We start from the raw sequence: 17,234 nt of genomic DNA, 5'->3' as shown, positions 1-17,234 counted from the left end.
CAGGTTAGTGAGTGTTCAATCCGGCCACGCCCCGCATGGGACGCCTGCCTTTATTCTTTGGCTGCCAAGGCTGGCACAGCAACAACTTCTGCGGGCGCCACCACGCCCATCGAGACGATGTACTTGAGCGCCGCGTCGACGCTCATGTCGAGCTCGACCACATCGCTGCGTTTCATCATCAGGAAAAAGCCCGATGTGGGGTTGGGCGTCGTCGGTACATACACGCTGACATAGTCGCCCACCAGGTGGTTCGCCGCATCGCCGCCTGGCACACCCGTCAAAAAGGCGATGGTCCAGGAGTTCTGGTGCGGATACGGCACCAGCACGGCCTTGCGAAACGCGTTGCCCGACGAGGAAAACAGGGTGTCCGACACCTGCTTGACGCTCGAATACAGGGAGTTGACGATGGGAATGCGCTGCAGCAGACGCTCCCACAGTTTCACCACGTAGTTGCCGACCAGGTTGTTGGTCAGCAAGCCAGTCAGGAACACGATCAATATGGTCAGTATCGTGCCCAGGCCGGGAATGTCAAAGCCAAACAGCGACTGCGGGCGGAAACGTTGCGGCACCAGCAACAAGGACTGGTCCAGCGTGCCGATCACCAGGTTCAGTACCCAGACCGTGATGGCCAGCGGCACTAAAATCAGCAATCCGGTAATAAAGTATTTACGCATCGGTTTCTCGGTAATGGCCACGGGCTGCGGCTTGCGCCGCAGTGTTTCAGTCCGCCTTTGGCGTGGCAGCCGGCGTCGCCGCTGGCGTGGCGGCGGCAGGCGCGCTGTCGGCGGCCGGCTTGGCGCTGTCGGCAGGCCCGGTCGGAATGGCGGTGGTCGGCGCCGTGCCGCCACGGAAATCGGTGGCGTACCAGCCGGTACCCTTCAACTGGAAGCCGGCGGCGGTCAGTTGTTTCTTGAAACTGGGCTTGCCGCACGACAGGCACACCGTCAGCACGGGATCGGACATCTTTTGCAAGACATCCTTGGCAAAACCACACTCTTCACAGCGGTAAGCGTAAATCGGCATCAGAACTCCGCAAAAATCATCAAAAACCCTGAATTATAAAGCTTTTCCACGGCTCTTAGCAGAAATAGCCGGGGCAGGTTCAGCCGGCCTTGCGGCGCCAGCTCATCCATCGCTCCTTGCCGGCAAAGACGGCAATCGAATCGTCGACGCTTTCATCGGCCAGGCAGTCAAAATGCGGCGCCAGCAAGGCAAACAACTGTTCACGGCCGATGCCGAACGGCGGCCCCTTGGCGTTGTCGTCAAAGAAAAAGTAGCCAGCCAGCATGGCGCCCGGCGCCAGCAGCTGCGCCCAGCGAGCGGCGACCTGCGGCCACATGGCGCGCGGCATGGCGCACAGAAACGCCCGCTCGTAGATCAGGTCCAGCGCCGCGGCTGGCTGCCAGGCAAAGAAATCGGCCAGTTCCACCTGCCCTGCCCGCTCGCCCAGCACGGTGCGAGCCGCCGCCACGGCGGCCGGCGAAAAATCGATCGCGGTAGCATCCCAGCCATGATCGAGCATGAAGGCCAGCTCATACGCCGAACCGCAGCCGGGGATCAGGCAGCGCAGCGGCGCCGGGCTGCCAGCCACAAATTGCGCCAGGCGCGCTGGCACGCCCCCCTGGTCCCAGGGCGTGAACTGCTTGTCGAAACGCTCGTCCCAGAACGCGGGAGAAAGCGGATCGCGGGTCTGAAAGTCAGCCATCACTATCCTTGTCAGGCGCTTAAAAAGGCAGCTGATGCCAGCGCATATACAGTTGGAAACCGAGGGCGCCCAGCGCAAAGGCGCCGACGAAGTAAACAATAAAGCTCAGCAAACGATTGGTTTGCCGTTGCTCGGCCAGCAAGGTTTTCATCAGCTCCACCTCGTTTTCGCGCGGCTCGCCGGCCACCGTCAGGGCTTGGTGCACCAGGCGCGGCAGTTGCGGGAAGATATGCGCATAGCGTGGCGCCTCGGCGCGCAGGCGCTCCATGAAGCCTTGCGGCCCCACCTGCTTGCTCATCCATTTTTCCAGATACGGCTTGGCCGTCTGCCACAGGTCCAGTTCCGGGTCCAGCTGGCGGCCCAGGCCTTCGATATTGAGCAGGGTCTTTTGCAGCAGCACCAGTTGCGGCTGCACTTCCACGTTGAAGCGTCGCGAGGTCTGGAACAGGCGCAGCAGCACCTGGCCGAAGGAAATATCCTTCAGGGGGCGGTCAAAGATCGGTTCGCAGCAGGCGCGCACGGCAGCTTCGAGTTCGTCGACGCGGGTTTCCTTGGGCGCCCAGCCCGATTCGATATGTGCCTCGGCCACGCGCTTGTAGTCGCGGCGGAAAAAGGCCAGGAAGTTTTGCGACAGGTAATCTTTGTCGTAGTCGTTCAGGGTACCGACGATGCCGAAGTCCAGCGCGATATAGCGGCCGAACGATTCGGGCGCGATCGACACGAGAATATTACCCGGGTGCATATCGGCATGGAAAAAGCCGTCGCGGAACACTTGCGTGAAGAAAATCTCCACGCCATCGGTGGAGAGCTTGCGCAAGTCCACGCCGGCTGCCATCAGGCGGTCGATCTGCGAGACGGGAATGCCGTTCATGCGTTCCATCACGATCACGCTGCTGGAGCAGTAATCCCAGTACATTTCCGGCACCAGCAGCAAGTTCGAATCGGCAAAGTTGCGGCGCAGCTGGCTGGCGTTGGCCGCCTCGCGCATCAGGTCGAGCTCGTCATGCAGGTATTTGTCGAACTCGCCCACCACTTCGCGCGGCTTCAGTCGCTTGCTGTCGGCCCACAGGCGGCTGGTCCAGTCGGCGGCGATATGCATCAGCGCCACGTCTTCGTCGATCAGCTTTTTCATGCCGGGACGCAAAACCTTGACGGCCACTTCCTTGCCATTTTTTAACGTCGCAAAGTGCACCTGGGCAATCGAGGCCGACGCCACCGGGTCGCGCTCGAAGTGCGCAAACAGCTGGTCCGGGTGCGCGCCCAGGGAACGGGTGATCTGCGCAATCGCCAGGTCCGAGTCGAACGGCGGCACCCGGTCTTGCAGGTGCGCCAGTTCTTCGGCGATATCGGGTGGCATCAGGTCGCGCCGGGTCGACAGCACCTGGCCGAATTTCACAAAAATCGGCCCAAGCTCTTCCAGCGCCAGGCGCAGGCGCAGGCCGCGCGGCGAGGACAGGTCGCGCCAGAAGATGATGGTATCGATGAGTTTGGCGGTACGCGGTACTTTCAAGCCGGAGATGGCGATTTCATCAAGACCGTATTTGATCGATACCCGGATGATTTTCAGCAGGCGCAAAAATTTCAAGATCATGTAGACACATCCGGTGAAGGTGGCAAAGGCTGGCTGGCGGCAAGCGCCTTTTCCAGCTTGGCAAGGCGCTTGGCCAGGCGTTCGACGTCGTCGCGCACGCGCGTGACGCCGGCGGAATACTCAAGCAGGTGGGCAGGACGGATCAGCAAAGGCTGTTCTTCCAGGAAATACTCGGCGACGTTTTCCGCCAATTTTTGCTGGCTGCCACGGACAAAGGCGACGGCATCGCGCGCGCCAGCGGCCAGGCGCGTGGCAAGGATGGGACCGAGCACTTTTTCCAGGTCGTGTTCGGCATCCCAGCGCAGCCCCTTGCTCAGCTGGGAGATCGCATTGGCAAATTCGGCGTCGCCGTCGATTTTCACATACGAAAACGCGCGTTCGCGGTTTTGCGCAATCAGCGGCAAATCCGACAATTTCACGCGGATGGTGACGTTGGCCGGCATATCATTCGGTGCCGTTTCCAGCATGCCGATGCCGTCCACGCGCAGGCGGATGGCCACCGCGCCGGTGTCAATGGCGGCGAGCTTGCCGGCATGCACGGCCAGTTGCCGGCGCGCCCACGGCTCCTGCGCCAGCAAGTGGTTGATGGTGGCCACGGCTGCAAAGCTGGCGGCGCTCGTCGGGGAAAGATCTGGAATCGGAGCAATCATATGCTTGCGCGCCAGGCGCGCCCTTAAAAAGAAAAGACCGCCCGAAATACCTGCGGGCGGTCTTGATCTTAACATTTCAGCAGGCAAACTTCGTCAAGCATCATGCATCGTGCCTGGAATTAAGCCCAACTTCAGCAAGTATTTACACTTGCTGGATACCGGCCAGTACCCAGCCCGTGCTGCCACTGACCGGTTTCGACATATTCCACACTTCCGAGAACGGCTCGGCGGCAGCGCCCGGCGCCGAACGGATCTGTCCGATGAACTTCACGCTGGCCAGGTAATCGTTGACGCTGGTCTCGATGCCCAGCAATTCGGCGTCGATGGTGACGACATCGGTAAAGTCCGCTTGCGCGCCACGTTCCTGGATCTGCATGCGTAGTTCGGCATACACTTCCGGCGTGGTGAATTCACGGATATCGTTGACATCGGCCTTGTCCCAGGCGGCCTGCAGGCGAATGAAATTGCTTTTCGCATGGCGCAGGAAAGCGGCCTGGTCGAAGTCGGCCGGCACGCCCCATTGCGCGGGCGCCACCGGCGCTGCGGGCTTGTCCAGGCCCACGCCGGACGAGACCGGTTGCAGCGGTGGCAGCGGCGCAATGCGCGAGCCGATGTCCGGCGTGTTGCCGGCCGGCGCAGGCACATTGCCGCCAAAACCGGCAAATGGCGCGTTGCCAGTGCCATTGTTTTCGCGCTTGCCGCGCACCATGCGATAGATAAAGTAGGCTGCGCCGGCCAGCAAGGCGACCATCAGCAAGGTGCTGATCATGCTGGCCAGGGCGCCGCCCAGGCCGAAATGCGACAGCAGCGCGCCGAGGCCCAGGCCCAGCAAGGCGCCGCCCAGCAAGCCCTTCCAGCGGCTAGGTGGTTTGGCGGCCGCTGCCGGAGCCGGCGCGGCAGGTGCCGGTTGTGCCTGGCGTTGTGCCGCTGCTGGTGCGGGGGCTGGCGCCGGTGCGGGCGCCTGGCGGCTAACGCTTTGCGACTGGCGGCCGATCGAGCGGCCACCACCCATGGGACGGGCCAGCGCCTCGCCCAGCATCGATACGGTGGTGGCGGCCAGCATCATGCCAACCATAAATTTTTTCAGTTTCATTCCATCTCCTGTTACCAACGACCAACAAACAACTTACATCTTGATGCCGGTATGCAAAGCGGCGATGCCCGCCGTCAAATTGTAGTACTGCACGCGCTCCAGGCCCGCCGTTTCCATCATGGTCTTCAGGGTTTCCTGGTCCGGGTGCATGCGGATCGATTCGGCCAGGTAGCGATAGCTTTCCGCGTCGCCGGCAATCTTCTGGCCAAACCAAGGCAGCACCGAGAACGAATACAGGTCGTACGGTTTCTGCAGCGGCGCCGCCACCTTGGAAAACTCCAGCACCAGCAGCTTTCCGCCCGGTTTCAGCACGCGACGCATTTCGGCCAGCGCCACATCCTTGTGCGTCATGTTGCGCAGGCCAAAGGCCACGCTGACGCGGTCAAAATAGTTATCGGGAAACGGCAGTTTTTCCGCGTCACACAACATGGTGGGGGTCAACAGCCCGCGATTCAAGAGGCGGTCGCGGCCCACGCGCAGCATCGATTCGTTGATATCGGTCAGCCAGACTTCGCCGGTGGGGCCGGCCTGCTTGGCAAACGCCTTCGACAAGTCGCCCGTGCCGCCAGCGATATCGAGCACCTTGAAGCCGGGACGCACGCCCGCGTTGGCAATCGTGAAGGTCTTCCACAAGCGATGCAGGCCGCCCGACATCAGGTCGTTCATCACGTCATATTTGGCAGCGACGGAATGGAACACCTTGGCGACTTCGCGCACTTTATCGTCTTCTGCAACTGTTTTGTATCCGAAATGAGTCGTATTGGTCATGGTAGGCAGCCCTGTTGATTTGGCTGCATTATACAAGCGGCCAGCCCTTTACCGTACACAGGAGCCGGGCTGGCGTCAAGGCGATGGCAGCCCCCCGCAAACTGCGCGCGCCGGCTATACGCCGAAATACTGAGGATAATGCTTTGGGGAAATGTAATTGCGCGTGTCCAAGGGCGGATCGATACGCTCCAGCGGCACCTTGCGCAGTAATTGCTCGATGATTTCGGCATCGCGCACATTCTGTTCGGAGACCGTCCAGCTATCGCTCACGGAAATTTTGATCCTGTCGGCAAAACACCAGATAAACACCTTGATCCCCACGACTTCGCAGTGGCCAGGCTGTTCCAGCCAACGCGTGCCGGGAATGAGCGACGGGAACTGAATAAACACGTCGCCGGGATAGGACACGCCCACCTGCGCCTGCGCGGGTTGGGTATCGAACTTGCGCAACTGCACACCCAGCTGTGCCAGGCATGATGCCATCTGTTCCTGCGTCCGGTAGGCAAATACGACATCGAGCGCATCGCCATCATTCGCATGGCCGCCATAGGCCCTGAAAAAACGAAAAAACGCCAGTCTTCGCGCCCAGGCGCGCAACTCCTCTTCGGAATGCGCCTCGAATAAATATGCCTGCCATCTGTCCATCAGTTCGCCTCCATCAATGGTTCAGAGGGGCATGGAACAACACGCCTTATCCTTGGTATCGTAACCCAATCGCTGCATGCCCGCGCCAGGCATGGGCCCTGCCCGGCTGTGACAAACCCAGGTGAGCACGCAAGGTCGTGCAGCGGTCGCCGCAGATCTTATCGGTCATGCTGGACCAGATCCGCGCCACAGGCCAGTGGGCGGCCAGCCATCCGCAAGAGATCGCCGCCTGATCGGCCCGATACCGAAACCGGTGACGGTGGCGGGCAATGTGTGGGTGTGGAAGCAGGCAAAACCGTGATGTGGATTTTGTGGGTGATGCATGTCGGATTAGCGCGGCGAAGCCACGCGTAATCCGACAACATTGTTGGCGCTCGATTTAATGCTTGTGACCGCAGCTGGGGCCATGCACATGGCCCGACGACTGCTTGATCGTCATGTCGGCCTTGGCGTCGCGCCCGCTGTCGCCCGGAAAGCCGGCGGCCGTCAGGTTGTCCAGGTATTGCTGCCAAAGGGTCGCCTGCTCGGCGCCCAGCTTGTACAGATAGGTCCAGGTGTAGAGGCCCGAATTGTGGCCGTCGCTGAAGGTGGGCTGGACGGCGTAGTTGCCGACCGGGTCCAGGCTATTCAGGCCCACCAGGCGCTTGCCCAGTTGCAGGGTTTCCTGGCCCTTGCCATGGCCCTGCACTTCGGCCGATGGCGAGTACACGCGCAGGTATTCGAAGGGCAGCGAAAAGGCGGCGCCGTCGTCAAAGGTGATTTCCAGTACGCGCGACTGGTTGCGTACGGTAATGCCGGTAGGCTGGGGAGTAGTTGTGCTCATGGATAAATTCTTTATGCGGTCAAACGTTCGATGATGGCGGTGCGCAATGCCGGTAACAAGGCGCGGCGCGCGGCCAATACCTCGGGTGGCGTTGTGCGCTGGACCACGGCCCAGCTCGGATTCGGAAAATGCGCATCGTCCAGGTAGCGCGGGATCACATGCCAGTGCACGTGCGGCGTCATGTTGCCGAAACTGGCCACATTCACCTTTTCCGGCTGCATTACTTCGCGCACGGCCAGCTCGACCTGCCACACCACTTCCATGACATAGTTGCGCTCGCCTGGTGTCAGATCCGTCATTTCCTTGACGTGCCTGTTCCAGATCACGCGGCAAAAGCCGGGGTAGGACGGATCATCGACGGCCACCACCGACAGCCTATCGCTGCGCCACAGCAAGGCGTCACCGCCCTGCTGGTTGGCAAAGCCGTCGAGCAAATTGCACAGGTCGCAAGGGGTGGACATTACACCAGCACCCGTTCGATGCCGCCATCGTTGGCGCGTTTCACGTAGTCCGGCATCCAGTTCTCTCCCAGCAAGTGTTTGGCGATCTCGACGACGATATAGTCGGCGGTGGTGCCCGAATCGTCATTGTAGCGCGACAAGCCTTGCAGGCAGGACGGGCAGCTGGTGAGGATTTTCACGTCACCGGTAAAGCCATCGCCGCGCAGCTTGTCGGCGCCTTTGACCATTTCTTCTTCCTTGCGGAAACGCACTTGCGTGGAAATGTCGGGACGCGTCACGGCCAGCGAACCGGATTCGCCGCAGCAACGATCGTTCTTCTCGATCTTCACGTTGTCCACCGTGCTGATCAGGGAGTTGATGGTCTTGCCCGACTCCTGCAGCTTCATCGGATTGTGGCAAGGCTCGTGGTACATATAGCGCGTGCCGTTGACGCCTTCCAGCTTGACCTGTTTTTCCAGCAGGTATTCATGGATATCCATGATGCGGCAGCCCGGGAAAATCTTCTCGAACTGGTACGTGGCCAGCTGGTCGTAGCACGTGCCGCACGACACCAGCACCGTCTTGATGTCGAGGTAGTTAAGCGTGTTGGCCATGCGGTGGAACAGCACGCGATTATCCGTCATCATCTTTTCCGCCTTGTCGAACTCGCCGGCGCCGCGCTGCGGATAACCACAGCACAGGTAGCCTGGCGGCAAGACCGTCTGCACGCCCACTTCCCACAGCATGGCTTGCGTGGCCAGGCCCACTTGCGAGAACAAACGCTCCGAACCGCAGCCGGGGAAGTAGAACACGGCTTCCGTATCGGCCGTGGTTGTCTTCGGATTGCGGATGATCGGGATGACCTTGTCGTCTTCGATATCGAGCAGCGCGCGCGCGGTTTTCTTCGGCAGGTTGCCCGGCATTTTTTTATTGATGAAGTGAATCACCTGTGCCTTGACGGGCGGCTTGCCGGTCGATGGCGGCGGCGCCTTGGTCTGCTTCTTGGCAAATTTCTTCAGCAAGTCGTGACCCAGGCGCTGCGCCTTGTAGCCCCAGCCGATCATGACCTGGCGCGTGGCGTTGATCGTCACCGGATCGGTGGCGTTCAAAAACAGCATGGTGGCCTTGGTGCCTGGGTTAAAGCTTTTCTTTTCCATCTTGCGCAGCAGATTGCGCATGTTCATCGACACGTCGCCGAAGTCGATATTCACCGGGCAAGGCGTGACGCACTTGTGGCATACCGTGCAATGGTCGGCCACGTCTTCGAACTCTTCCCAATGCTTGATGGAAATACCGCGCCGCGTCTGCTCTTCGTACAGGAACGCTTCGATCAGCGACGAGGTCGCCAGGATCTTGTCGCGCGGCGAATACAGCATGTTGGCGCGCGGCACATGGGTCGAGCACACGGGTTTGCACTTGCCGCAGCGCAGGCAGTCCTTGACGCTGTCGGCAATCGCGCCGATATCGCTTTGCTGCATGATCAGCGACTCGTGACCCATCAGGCCGAACGATGGCGTATAGGCATTGCGCAAGTCAGCGCCCATGCCAGGCAGGTTCAGCAGCTTGCCCTTGTTGAAACGGCCTTCCGGATCGATGCGCAGCTTGTAGCTGCGGAAGTCGCCGATCTCTTCTTCGGTCAAAAATTCCAGCTTGGTAATGCCGATACCGTGCTCGCCGGAAATCACGCCATTGAGCGAGCGCGCCAAAATCATGATGCGGCCCACGGCCTCATGGGCGTCCTGCAGCATTTCGTAATTGTCCGAGTTGACCGGCAAGTTGGTGTGCACATTGCCATCGCCGGCGTGCATGTGCAGCGCCACGAACACGCGGCTACGCAGGATGCGCTGATGGATGGCGGTGGCTTCGTCGAGGATCAGCTTGAAGGCGGCGCCGTTGAAGATCTGGCGCAGCTGGGCGCGGATTTCCTGCTTCCAGGTAATGCGCACGGTGCGGTCCTGCACCACGTCGAACAGGGTCGCTTCCGGCTGGGTTTCCAGCCGTGCGTCGAACACGGGCAGCAAGCGCTCCATGCCCACTTCGGCCAGCTCGTGTTTCACGGCCGCCAGCGGACGGTCCAGCTGGGCCAGCAGATAGGTCCAGCGGGCCGTGACTTGCGCCAGCAGCAGCTGCGCCTGCTCGGCGCGGTCGCCCAGCATTTCGGCGTCGTCCACGCGGTCGTCCGAAGCGTCGTCGCTCTTGCCGATCGGCAGGTTGCCCTTGCCAAAGAACTCGGTCAGGGCGGCGGCCAGCTGCAGCTTGTTCTTGATCGACAGCTCGATATTGATGCGCTCGATGCCGTCCGTGTATTCGCCCATGCGGTTGAGCGGAATGACCACATCTTCATTGATCTTGAAGGCGTTGGTGTGCTTGGCGATCGCCGCCGTACGGGCGCGGTCGAGCCAGAATTTCTTGCGCGCTTCCGGGCTGACGGCGACAAAGCCTTCGCCGACGCGGGTATTGGCGATGCGCACCACTTCCGAAGCCGCTTGCGCCACGGCGTTTTCATCGTCGCCGACGATGTCGCCGAACAAGGCCATCTTCGGCAGCACGCCGCGTTTCGACTTGGTGGCGTAGCCGACCGCGCGCAGATAGCGCTCGTCCAGGTGTTCCAGGCCCGCCAGGCGGATAGTGGTGTACTGCTCGCCCTTGGCCGGCAAGCCGTCCAGGTAGTCCTTGATTTCCACGATCGACGGAATCGCATCGCGCGCCTGGCCGAAGAACTCCAGGCAGACGGTGCGGGCGAACTTCGGCATCTTGTGCAAAATCCAGCGGGCCGACGTGATCAGACCGTCGCAACCTTCTTTCTGGATGCCCGGCAAGCCGGCCAGGAATTTGTCGGTGACGTCCTTGCCCAGGCCTTCCTTGCGGAATTTGCGGCCAGGAATTTCCAGGATTTCGGTCTTGAATGGCGCGTTCGGTTTGGTGGCGTCGCGCGTGCTCGGGTGGCGCCATTCCAGCTGGAAACGTGCCAGCTTGATATCGTGGATCTTGCCCAGGTTATGGTCCAGGCGCGTGACATCGAGCCAGTCGCCGTTCGGGTCGACCATGCGCCACGAGGCCAGGTTGTCCAGCGCCGTGCCCCACAGCACGGCCTTCTTGCCGCCCGCATTCATGGCGACGTTGCCGCCGATACACGATGCATGCGCCGAGGTCGGGTCGACCGCGAACACGAAACCGGCTTTTTCGGCCGCTTCCGATACTTTATTGGTGATGACGCCAGCGCCCGAATAAATCGTCGCGTACTCGTGCGTGAGGCCAGGCAGCACCGTCATTTCGACCGCGCCCAGGTTGATCAGTTTTTCCGTATTGATCACGGCCGACATCGGCGTCAATGGAATCGCGCCGCCCGTGTAACCGGTGCCGCCGCCGCGCGGAATGATGGTCAGCCCCAGCTCGATACAGCCTTTGACGAGGCCAGCCATTTCCTCTTCGGTGTCCGGGGTCAGCACCACGAACGGGTACTCCACGCGCCAGTCGGTGGCGTCGGTCACGTGCGAGACGCGCGTCATGCCGTCGAAACGCACGTTGTGCTTTTCGGTGTAGCGGCCCAGCACCTTGACCGTGCGCTTGCGCAAGTCATAGGTCTTGCGGAATTCGTCGCCAAAATCGGCCACCGCCTTGCTGGCCGCTTTGAGCAGCAGTTCGACATTGTGGCTGCGCGCTTGCGCCACCTCAGGCGATTCGCCCGAAGCGGCAACGTCGCCGCCGGCCGCGTCAATGGAGAGGCGGCGCTTGTCGACTTCGGCCAGGCGGTGATGCAAGGCATCGATCAGGCCCTGGCGGCGCTTGGGGTTGTCGAGCAGGTCGTCCTGCAGGTAGGGATTGCGGCGCACCACCCATATATCGCCCAGCACTTCATACAGCATGCGCGCCGAGCGGCCCGTCTGGCGCGCGCCGCGCAGCTCGTCGAGCAGGCGCCACGAGTCCTCACCCAACAGGCGAATCACGATCTCGCGATCGGAAAACGACGTGTAGTTATACGGGATTTCGCGCAGGCGGCTGGCTGCGGGACCATTGGGCGTTTCGGCCAGTAGAGCTTGGATATGTGCGGGAGCGTTCATGGAGTATGGTGACGATGAGGACTGGACCCTAAAGGACCATTTTATCTTATTGCGCCGCACCATGCGGGAACACCCTTAGGCCGCCTAAGGTTTAAGCAGCATCGCTGCAACGAAAGCAAATATGGCTGAGCCCGCTTTTAAATGAATAAAAGTTCAATATGACAGCATTTTCCGCTTGGAAATGCCAACTTTTATCAGCGGCTGCAAATTATCAGACCGCCCAACAATGGGGCAAACCGGCGTTGCAAACCGCCCCACCATGGCACGAATCAGGACAACATCTGTCCAATCCGGTGCCATACGCCATCGGGCACATACAGCAGCAGGGTGGTCATGGTCAGGTAGCGCGCGCACTTGCCGACCGCCATATACGCCACGCTGGGCCAGAACGGCAATTTCAGCCAGCCGGCCAGCGTGCACAGCGGGTCGCCCACCCCGGGCAGCCAGGCCAGCAGCATGGTCTTGGCGCCATAGCGGGCCAGCCAGCGGAACCAGCGCGTGTCGCGCTCCTTGGCAAACGCCTGCTTGGCGCGGTAGCCCATCCAGTAATCGACGGCGCCGCCCAGGGTATTGCCGACGGTGGCAACACCGATGGCGGGCCAGAACAGGGCGGGATTGGCCTTGATGACGGCAAACACGGCCGGTTCCGAGCCCAGTGGCAGCAAGGTGGCGGAAATAAAGCTGATCAGAAAGACCGATGTCAGCCCGACCTCCGGCGCTGCTATCAGCTGCAGCAGCCAGGTGATTGCGGATTCGATCATTGAACACTTCGGTATGCGGTAAGGCTCTCCATTATAATGAAGCGCAGCTTGCGCGCCGCACGAACCGTGCGAACGGGCAAGGGCTCACCGGCCCGCAGTTCCACTGAGCACTCTTTTGCCACGCTATCCGCCCATGGCCGACGATGCCGACGTACCCGCTCCAGTCTAACCTGGCCCAGAATCACTCGCTTGCAGACTATGAACATCGACTACCTCAAGAAAATCCTGACCGCCCGCGTCTATGACGTCGCCTCCGAAACGCCGCTGGAACTGGCGCCTAACCTGTCACAGCGCATCGGCAACCAGATTTACTTCAAGCGCGAAGACATGCAAAGCGTGTTCAGCTTCAAGGTGCGCGGCGCCTACAACAAGATGGCCCATCTGAGCGAAGCGCAACTGAAACGCGGCGTCATTTGCGCCTCGGCCGGCAACCACGCACAAGGCGTGGCCCTGTCGGCTGCGCGCATGGGCTGCCGCGCCGTGATCGTCATGCCAACCACCACGCCGCCCGTCAAGATCGACGCGGTCAGGGCGCGCGGCGGCAGCAGCGTGGAAATCGTGCTGCATGGCGACTCGTATACCGACGCCTACAACCATGCGCTGACGCTGGAACAGGAACAGAAGCTGACGTTCGTGCATCCGTTCGACGATCCGGACGTGATCGCCGGCCAGGGCACCATCGGCATGGAAATCCTGCGCCAGCATTCCGGCCCGATCCATGCGATCTTTGTCGCCATCGGCGGTGGTGGCCTGATCGCCGGCGTGGCGGCCTATGTGAAACAGATACGCCCGGATATCAAGATCATCGGCGTGCAGACGGTGGACTCGGACGCGATGGCGCGTTCGCTGAAAGCCAACGAGCGCGTGACCCTGCCCGACGTCGGCCTGTTCTCCGACGGCACGGCGGTGCGCCTGGTGGGCGAGGAAACTTTCCGCCTGGCCCAGCAATACGTGGATGAAATCATCATCGTCGATACCGACGCCATCTGCGCCGCCATCAAGGATGTGTTTACCGATACGCGCTCGATCCTGGAACCGGCCGGCGCGCTGGCCATTGCCGGCGCCAAGGCCTATGTGGAGCGGGCCAGCCTGACCAAACACCCGATCGTCAATCAGACCCTGGTGACGATTGCCTGCGGCGCCAACATGAATTTCGACCGCCTGCGTTTTGTTGCCGAGCGCGCCGAACTGGGCGAGTTCCGCGAAGCCGTGTTTGCCGTCACGATGCGCGAACAGCGCGGCAGCTTCAAGCGCTTCTGCTCGCTGATCGGCGCGCGCAACGTGACCGAATTCAACTACCGCATCAGCGACGAAAAAGACGCGCATGTGTTTGTCGGCATCCAGATCGCCGACCGCCATGAGTCTGGCGCCATGGCCAAGCGTTTCGAGGAGCATGACTTCCGCACCCTGGACCTGACCAATGACGAGCTGGCCAAATCGCATATCCGCCACCTGGTGGGCGGCAAGAGCCGGCTGGCACAGGACGAACTGCTGTACCGCTTCGAGTTCCCCGAGCGCCCGGGTGCGCTGATGCGCTTTCTCGACAGCATGGCGCCGAACTGGAACATTTCACTGTGCCATTACCGCAGCCAGGGCGGCGACATGGGCCGCATCCTGATCGGCCTGCAGGTGCCGCCCGACGAGATGGCCGAGTTTGGCCGCTTCCTCGATACGCTGGGGTACCGGTATTGGGATGAGACGAGCAATCCGGTGTATAAGCTGTTTTTGGGGTAGATTGAGAAGTAACCCAACTGCAAATGCTGGGGTCAGACCCAACGGGTCTGACCCCGGTCCTTGCCGTTGGGTTGAAATAGGCTACCATTCGTGCTTGACCGAATTTACGCCATCACCATGACCACCACCATTGATCTCGCCGAACTGTCACCCCTGGGCAAAAGCTCGGCCTACCGCAGCGACTACGCACCTGAACTGCTGTTTCCGATTCCGCGCCAGGGCAAGCGCGACGAGCTGGAGCTGCGCGGCACCCTGCCCTTCTTTGGCCTCGATATCTGGAACGCCTATGAATTGTCGTGGCTGAACCAGCGCGGCAAGCCGCAAGTGGCCGTGGCGAAAGTCAGCGCGCCGGCCGACTCGCCCAACATCATCGAATCGAAGTCGTTCAAGCTGTACCTGAACTCGTTCAACCAAACCAGACTCGATAGTCCGGAAGCGCTGCTGGCCCTGCTGAAACAGGATCTGTCGAACGGCTTCGGCGCGCCGGTGCAGGTGGAACTGACCTTGCAGGAAGACTTCGGCAAGCTCAAGATGGGCGAATTCGACGGCGTGCTGCTCGACCGCCTGGACCTGGAAATCACCCAGTATTCGCCATCGCCGCAGTTGTTGAAAGCGGCGCTGCACGAGGCGCCGGTGGAAGAAAAACTGGTATCGCACCTGCTCAAATCGAATTGCCTGGTCACCGGCCAGCCGGACTGGGGCAGCGTGCAGATCGAGTACGCCGGCCCGCAGATCGACCAGGAAAGCTTGCTGCGCTACCTGATCGGTTTCCGTGAGCACAATGAATTCCATGAGCAATGCGTCGAACGCATCTTTGTCGACATCCTGCGCCAGTGCAAGCCGCAAAAATTGTCCGTCTACGCACGCTATACGCGGCGCGGCGGCCTGGACATCAACCCCTGGCGCAGCAACTTCAGCACTGGCCACATGCCAGGCAATCTGCGCAATGCGCGCCAATAAGTACTGGTCATGGCCGCCGGAAGCGCGCAGAATGATGCTTCCAGGAATGCTGGCTGTGTTTTAAAACAACGCCAGCGTCGTTGCTGCAAGCAACACAAAACGCTGAAAAGTCGGAAAATCTGCATTCGGCGACGGAAAAACCGGCAGGAGTTTCGTTTTCAATCAAGAAATAGCTAACTGGCTTTGGCGTTATTTTTTTGATAAAATGCTTGCTTGCCCCGCCAGAGTGCCCACTGCGCCGGCAGCGAGCTTATACTGTTGAGAATTGGCGTTACAGGCCACGAAAACAGGCCTATAATTCGGCTCGCAAGCCCTCTGCGCATTGCACCATTTCATTGAGTGTCATGACTAATCTTAGCAAAATACTATCCCTCGAAAACGTCCTCCTGGACCTGGAAGTCTCCAGCAAAAAGCGCGCTTTCGAGCAAGCCGGCCTGATCTTCGAAAACAACTACGGCATCGCCCGCTCTACCGTGTCGGACAATCTGTTCGCCCGCGAACGCCTGGGCTCGACGGGTCTTGGCCATGGCGTGGCAGTGCCGCACGGCCGCATCAAAGGCACCAAGACGCTGAAAGCGCCACTTGGCGCCTTTGTGCGCCTGGCCGAACCAATTCCGTTCGAGTCACCCGACGGCAAGCCGGTCAGCCTGTTGTTTTTCCTGCTGATTCCCGACCATGTGACCCAGCAACACCTGGAAATCCTGTCGGAAATCGCCGAAATGTTTTCCGACGATGCTTTCCGCACGGCGCTGGCCACCGACCCGGAACCGAAATCCGTGCATTCGCGCATCGTCAATTGGCAACCCAGTCTGCAAGCGGCAGGTTAAACTTCAGCAATTGATCCACTCCTGAAGAAAACTGCCATGTTGCAAACGCCGCTGACGATACAACGCCTGTACGACGACAATCGCGAAAGTCTGCAACTGGGCTGGTTTGCCGGCTTCCCCGGCGGCGAGCGCCTGATCTCGGGCGACGTCTCGTCGGCCGCCGACCAGGTCGGCCACTTGAACCTGATCCACCCGGGCCGCATCCAGGTGTTTGGCCACCAGGAAATCAATTACTACCAGCGCCTGAAGGTCAATACGCGCACCCACGTGATTGGCGAGCTGATTGCCGGCGGCCCGCCCGCGCTGATCATTGCGCAAGGCCTGGAAACGCCGCCCGACATCCTGGCCATCTGCGACGAGCAGAATATCCCTTTGTTTTCCACGCCGCTGCCAGCTGCCCAAGTGATCGACTTCCTGCGCGTCTACCTGTCGAAAAAGCTGGCGCAGCGCATTATCATGCACGGCGTGTTCATGGACGTGCTAGGCGTGGGCGTGTTGATCACCGGCGACTCGGGCCTGGGAAAGAGCGAGCTTGGGCTGGAGCTGATTTCGCGCAGCCACGGCCTGGTGGCCGACGACGCCGTGGAATTTTCGCGCATCGCGCCCAACATGATCGAAGGGCGCTGCCCGCCGCTGCTGCAGAACCTGCTCGAAGTGCGCGGCCTGGGCCTGCTCGACATCAAGGCCATCTTTGGCGAAACGGCCGTGCGCCGCAAGATGCGCTTGAAACTGATCGTGCACCTGGTGCGCCGCAACGCACTGGAAGAAGAAGTCGAGCGCCTGCCCTTCCTGTTCCCCACCGAAGACGTGCTGGGCCTGCCGGTGCGCAAGGTCGTCATCCCCGTCGCCGCCGGCCGCAATATCGCCGTGCTGCTTGAAGCAGCGGTGCGCAATACCATCTTGCAGCTGCGCGGGATTGATACGCTGCAGGAATTCATGGAGCGGCAACGACTCGCCATGAGTGGCGATTAATGTTGCCAAGGAGTTCGCCCTTGCAAGGGCGAACCGTTACGCAGGCACGAAGCGGTGCTTCGTGAATTCCCTGCTGCACCAATGACTCGCCATGAGCGGCGATTAATGTTGCCAAGGAGGTCACCCTTGCAAGGGCGAACCGTTACGCAGGCACGAAGCGCTGCTTCGTGAATTCCCTGCTGCACCAACGACTCGCCATGAGTG

General features: G+C 60.8%; 16 protein-coding genes. 4 read left to right on the top strand and 12 right to left on the bottom strand.

The window, feature by feature from the left end; genetic code table 11:
- Positions 1–50 precede the first annotated feature (50 nt).
- The 12 genes from AC0Z42_RS23980 to AC0Z42_RS23925 all read right to left on the bottom strand — a co-directional run bounded on the left by AC0Z42_RS23980 (position 51) and on the right by AC0Z42_RS23925 (position 12,537).
- Positions 51–674: a DUF502 domain-containing protein gene (locus AC0Z42_RS23980; RefSeq protein WP_485470654.1), complete on the bottom strand. Its 624-nt coding sequence runs from the start codon at positions 672–674 to the stop codon at positions 51–53.
- A gap of 46 nt (positions 675–720) precedes the next feature.
- Positions 721–1,023, bottom strand: a complete 303-nt coding sequence (locus AC0Z42_RS23975) for an FmdB family zinc ribbon protein (protein WP_485470653.1) — start codon at positions 1,021–1,023, stop codon at positions 721–723.
- A gap of 79 nt (positions 1,024–1,102) precedes the next feature.
- Positions 1,103–1,705 (bottom strand): methyltransferase, encoded by a 603-nt coding sequence (locus tag AC0Z42_RS23970; RefSeq protein ID WP_485470652.1) that lies wholly within the window; start codon positions 1,703–1,705, stop codon positions 1,103–1,105.
- Between the two features lie 19 nt (positions 1,706–1,724).
- Positions 1,725–3,296, bottom strand: coding sequence for a ubiquinone biosynthesis regulatory protein kinase UbiB (gene ubiB, locus AC0Z42_RS23965; RefSeq protein WP_485470651.1), 1,572 nt, complete (start codon positions 3,294–3,296; stop codon positions 1,725–1,727).
- Positions 3,293–3,946 (bottom strand): ubiquinone biosynthesis accessory factor UbiJ, encoded by a 654-nt coding sequence (locus tag AC0Z42_RS23960; protein WP_485470650.1) that lies wholly within the window; start codon positions 3,944–3,946, stop codon positions 3,293–3,295. The genes ubiB and AC0Z42_RS23960 overlap by 4 nt, the downstream gene beginning before the upstream one ends.
- A 142-nt stretch (positions 3,947–4,088) precedes the next feature.
- Positions 4,089–5,039: a Tim44 domain-containing protein gene (locus tag AC0Z42_RS23955; RefSeq protein ID WP_485470649.1), complete on the bottom strand. Its 951-nt coding sequence runs from the start codon at positions 5,037–5,039 to the stop codon at positions 4,089–4,091.
- 33 nt (positions 5,040–5,072) lie between these two features.
- Complete coding sequence (gene ubiE, locus AC0Z42_RS23950) at positions 5,073–5,807, bottom strand: bifunctional demethylmenaquinone methyltransferase/2-methoxy-6-polyprenyl-1,4-benzoquinol methylase UbiE (protein WP_034778407.1); 735 nt, start codon at positions 5,805–5,807, stop codon at positions 5,073–5,075.
- A 114-nt stretch (positions 5,808–5,921) separates the two neighbouring features.
- Entirely contained in the window at positions 5,922–6,452 is a 531-nt protein-coding gene (locus tag AC0Z42_RS23945) for a hypothetical protein (RefSeq protein WP_485470648.1), read from the bottom strand.
- 379 nt (positions 6,453–6,831) lie between these two features.
- Positions 6,832–7,275, bottom strand: a complete 444-nt coding sequence (locus AC0Z42_RS23940; RefSeq protein ID WP_485470647.1) for a gamma-butyrobetaine hydroxylase family protein — start codon at positions 7,273–7,275, stop codon at positions 6,832–6,834.
- Between the two features lie 11 nt (positions 7,276–7,286).
- Positions 7,287–7,736 carry an HIT family protein gene (locus AC0Z42_RS23935; RefSeq protein WP_485470646.1) on the bottom strand — a complete coding sequence of 150 codons (450 nt, stop codon included), beginning with the start codon at positions 7,734–7,736 and terminating at the stop codon, positions 7,287–7,289.
- Positions 7,736–11,776, bottom strand: coding sequence for a DUF3683 domain-containing protein (locus tag AC0Z42_RS23930; RefSeq protein WP_485470645.1), 4,041 nt, complete (start codon positions 11,774–11,776; stop codon positions 7,736–7,738). The genes AC0Z42_RS23935 and AC0Z42_RS23930 overlap by 1 nt, the downstream gene beginning before the upstream one ends.
- 269 nt (positions 11,777–12,045) lie before the next feature.
- Positions 12,046–12,537 carry a YqaA family protein gene (locus AC0Z42_RS23925; RefSeq protein ID WP_485470644.1) on the bottom strand — a complete coding sequence of 164 codons (492 nt, stop codon included), beginning with the start codon at positions 12,535–12,537 and terminating at the stop codon, positions 12,046–12,048.
- Positions 12,538–12,735: 198 nt separating this feature from the next.
- Here AC0Z42_RS23925 and ilvA point away from each other — a divergent pair, with 198 nt between their 5' ends.
- The 4 genes from ilvA (at position 12,736) to hprK (ending at position 17,030) form a co-directional block, all read left to right on the top strand.
- Positions 12,736–14,271: a threonine ammonia-lyase, biosynthetic gene (ilvA, locus tag AC0Z42_RS23920; protein WP_485470643.1), complete on the top strand. Its 1,536-nt coding sequence runs from the start codon at positions 12,736–12,738 to the stop codon at positions 14,269–14,271.
- 117 nt (positions 14,272–14,388) lie between these two features.
- Positions 14,389–15,231 carry an NADPH-dependent 7-cyano-7-deazaguanine reductase QueF gene (queF, locus tag AC0Z42_RS23915; protein WP_485470723.1) on the top strand — a complete coding sequence of 281 codons (843 nt, stop codon included), beginning with the start codon at positions 14,389–14,391 and terminating at the stop codon, positions 15,229–15,231.
- Between the two features lie 344 nt (positions 15,232–15,575).
- Positions 15,576–16,058 carry a PTS sugar transporter subunit IIA gene (locus AC0Z42_RS23910; RefSeq protein ID WP_308923602.1) on the top strand — a complete coding sequence of 161 codons (483 nt, stop codon included), beginning with the start codon at positions 15,576–15,578 and terminating at the stop codon, positions 16,056–16,058.
- Positions 16,059–16,094: 36 nt separating this feature from the next.
- Positions 16,095–17,030, top strand: a complete 936-nt coding sequence (hprK, locus tag AC0Z42_RS23905; protein WP_034753337.1) for an HPr(Ser) kinase/phosphatase — start codon at positions 16,095–16,097, stop codon at positions 17,028–17,030.
- Positions 17,031–17,234 lie beyond the last annotated feature (204 nt).

This window comes from Janthinobacterium sp. 1L-D-8-B-C4, assembly GCF_057291295.1.
Note: the sequence above shows the minus strand (reverse complement) of the source record. Positions and strands in the feature narration are given on the sequence as shown.